This window comes from Alcaligenes sp. LTN-3 (genome assembly GCF_059735605.1).
Map to the genome: position 1 here is coordinate 1 of NZ_JCAPDN010000005.1, position 2,731 is coordinate 2,731.

Sequence of the window (2,731 nt, forward strand, 5' to 3'; positions counted from 1 at the left end):
TTGTATTGGCAAACGCAGCGAACGGCGTGTCATTGCGTTTGATCATCAAGGACAGGCTGGGGCCGTAGAGCAGCGTTGGCGACAAGAAGGCCATGTCGTACGTAATGTGGCTGTACTGACCTGTCACCCCATTGGCTGCGTCCATGAAGGAATAGGCCACGTTCTGGCGGAAGGGGCCACCAGCCAGTTTCAGGGTGCCGTCTATATGGGCTGCACCGCCAACCACCAGACGATCGGTCGCACCTGCGGGGCCGACTTCCAGTTCATGCACCGAACCGGCATGGGCGGTATAGTCGCCGCTGACGGTCAGGGTGCCAACTGAGTTGCCTGGAGCCAGGGTGCCGTAGTTATCGACTTGTGCGACCGTACCGGAACCACCCAGCGTTCCCTCACGCTCGACGGTTACGGCAGAGGCCAGCGTGCCATTGACGGCCAGACGACCTCCGCTGACGGTGGTGTCACCGGTATAGCTGTTATTGCCCGTCAGCTCCAAAGAGCCGGAACCGCGCTTGTGCAAGCCTCCGATACCGCTGATGTCATTGGCGAAGGTGGAGTGGTAGCCCAGCGTGTCCACATCGAACAGACGGGTAAATTGTGCGGGGCCTTGCACGGCCTTACCCACGTTCATTAAACCCCAGCCGTACGTGCTGGGGTCGCCCAGAGGGGTTGCGGTAGTCAGCAGGGTTTGTTGCAGATGATAGGCGGTGAAGTAGGGGTAGGCTTCTTTAACTAACGCTGCGGCTCCGGCCACGTGTGGCGATGCCATGGAGGTGCCGCTTTTATAAATATAGCCTCCATCCGAGTTGACGGAGTTAATGCCAGGGGCCCACTCTCCCCCTGGCGCGGTCAAACACCACTCGGCGGAAACACCACATTTATTAGCGTAGACGGCCAAAGAACCATCTTCCCCGACTGCCGTTACGGCCAGCCAGTTGTCTTTCAGTTCGGGAAACCAGTAGGGAGAGCCGGCCAGAAAATCAGGGTGGTCTTGAGACTCATTGCCGGTAGCAAATACCATCAGGGAGCCGGCCTGTACGCTGTTCTTAAAGGACTGGATAATCAGAGGCTGCGTATCTAGAGCGCCTTGAGCTGAGCCGTAGTCCAGTACATGGCAGGGTGGGGCATATGAGTCGCGGCAGTCATTGAGCCCCAGACTGCTATTAATAATAGGCAGCTTGAACTGGGCGAGATAGTTCCAGCCATTAGAGAGCATTCGATCTTGAAAGGCCCTTATATCGTCTGGAGTCGGGGTAGCGTCATCATCACCACCAGCATCATCATCGTCGTTATCGTCCTCAGCATTGATGCCGTAGGCAACAGCAAAAAGCTGGCTATTGAAGGCGACGCCGTGCATGCCTGCTTCGTCGCGTCTCGCACCAATGATTCCGGCAACATGGCTCCCGTGTCCGGCAGGAGGCTGAGTATCGACTCCTTGGCCATTGGCGTAGGGGGTATTGTTGGCAAAGTCAAAGCCCCCAGCAATGGCGCCGGCAAACTCAGGGTGATCTGCCTGAATGCCCGAGTCCAGATAACCGACCGTGACGCCTTTGCCGGTAAAGCCCAGCGAATAGGCTTTGGCTGCATTGATCATGTCCAGGCCGGGTTGACGCTTGTATTCTTTAGTGCGCCATTGTTCCAGTGAGCTCTCAGAATCGGCATGGACGATGCCAGGTAAAGTCAGGCTTAACAAAGCCAACTGCACCAACATAGAGGTGTTGCGTTTCTTGTTCGACATGTCTTATCTACTTGGATTTTCTAAGGAGGGTGGCCACTCGTTGTGAAAACCTGCCGTGGAGGTTCTCAAGGCATCTGTCATTTAACGGCATAGCCGTTTAATCCGGCAGTTATGGGCTGCTGTATTGTCGAGATCGTGTTCTTGTGGGGCCCCTGTCATGCACGCGCATCGCAGGGATTCTTGATGGCGGTCTGTTATGCCTGCCGCGGGATCGGCGGAACGCCAACCCCGCCTCGGGGCCTTAAATCAGAAACGCACCTTCATGAACAGAGAGCCCGCATGATCCTGATTACGACCAAACTGTCCCTGGTAGTTCAGACCGAAGGAGGTGCTTTTGCCGGCTTTCAGCTCGGCGCCCAGCTCGGCGACAGCAGCATTCTTGGCGATAGGCGCGCCGCTTACGCGGAAGCTGCTGCCGGGCAAAGCCGCAAAGGCCAGTTCACGCTCGGGTGTGGTGTCACCCAGGGCATGACGCCAGCCCAAACCGGCGCTCAGGGACAAGGTGGTTTTGGACAGGTCCAGTTCCGTGGTGCCGCGCAGACCCAATGTGACGGTACTCAGGTTCTGGCGTTGCGAGTCGCCACGCAAGGCGGCTTGGCCACCCGATTCACTGAAGGAGCCGTGGCGTAGTTGGTGCCAATTGACGCTGGCATAAGGCTCTACGCTGGAGCGTGGGCTGACTGGCATGCGGTAACCCAGTTGGGCAAAGGCCTGAATGCTGTGCGCCTTGTAGTCCGCTTTTAGTGTTTCGTATTGGTGAACAGAGATGGAGCGCTCGCTGTCCAGGCTGTGGCGTGTGTAAGCACCACCAGCCAGCACATTCAGGCTACCTGAACCTAGCTCCCAAGCCTGCGTCCCGTACAGGGCTGCGCTGTAGCTATTGCTGCGCGAGGTCTGACGGCGATCATCCAGCTTGATGCGGTTTTCCAGATAGCCCAGAGAGGCGCCCATGCGCCAGCCTTGTTCGCCGATAGCCGTATCGCCACCCAGGAACAG

Annotated in this window: 2 protein-coding genes; both read right to left on the reverse strand. The window is 57.6% G+C overall.

Features of this window, described 5'->3' with window-relative positions:
- Positions 1 to 1,735: S8 family peptidase (locus tag AC6I6N_RS18295; RefSeq protein ID WP_497943710.1), on the reverse strand; the 1,735-nt coding region annotated here is incomplete at its 3' end.
- A 246-nt stretch (positions 1,736 to 1,981) separates the two neighbouring features.
- Positions 1,982 to 2,731: autotransporter outer membrane beta-barrel domain-containing protein (locus AC6I6N_RS18300; protein WP_497943711.1), on the reverse strand; the 750-nt coding region annotated here is incomplete at its 5' end.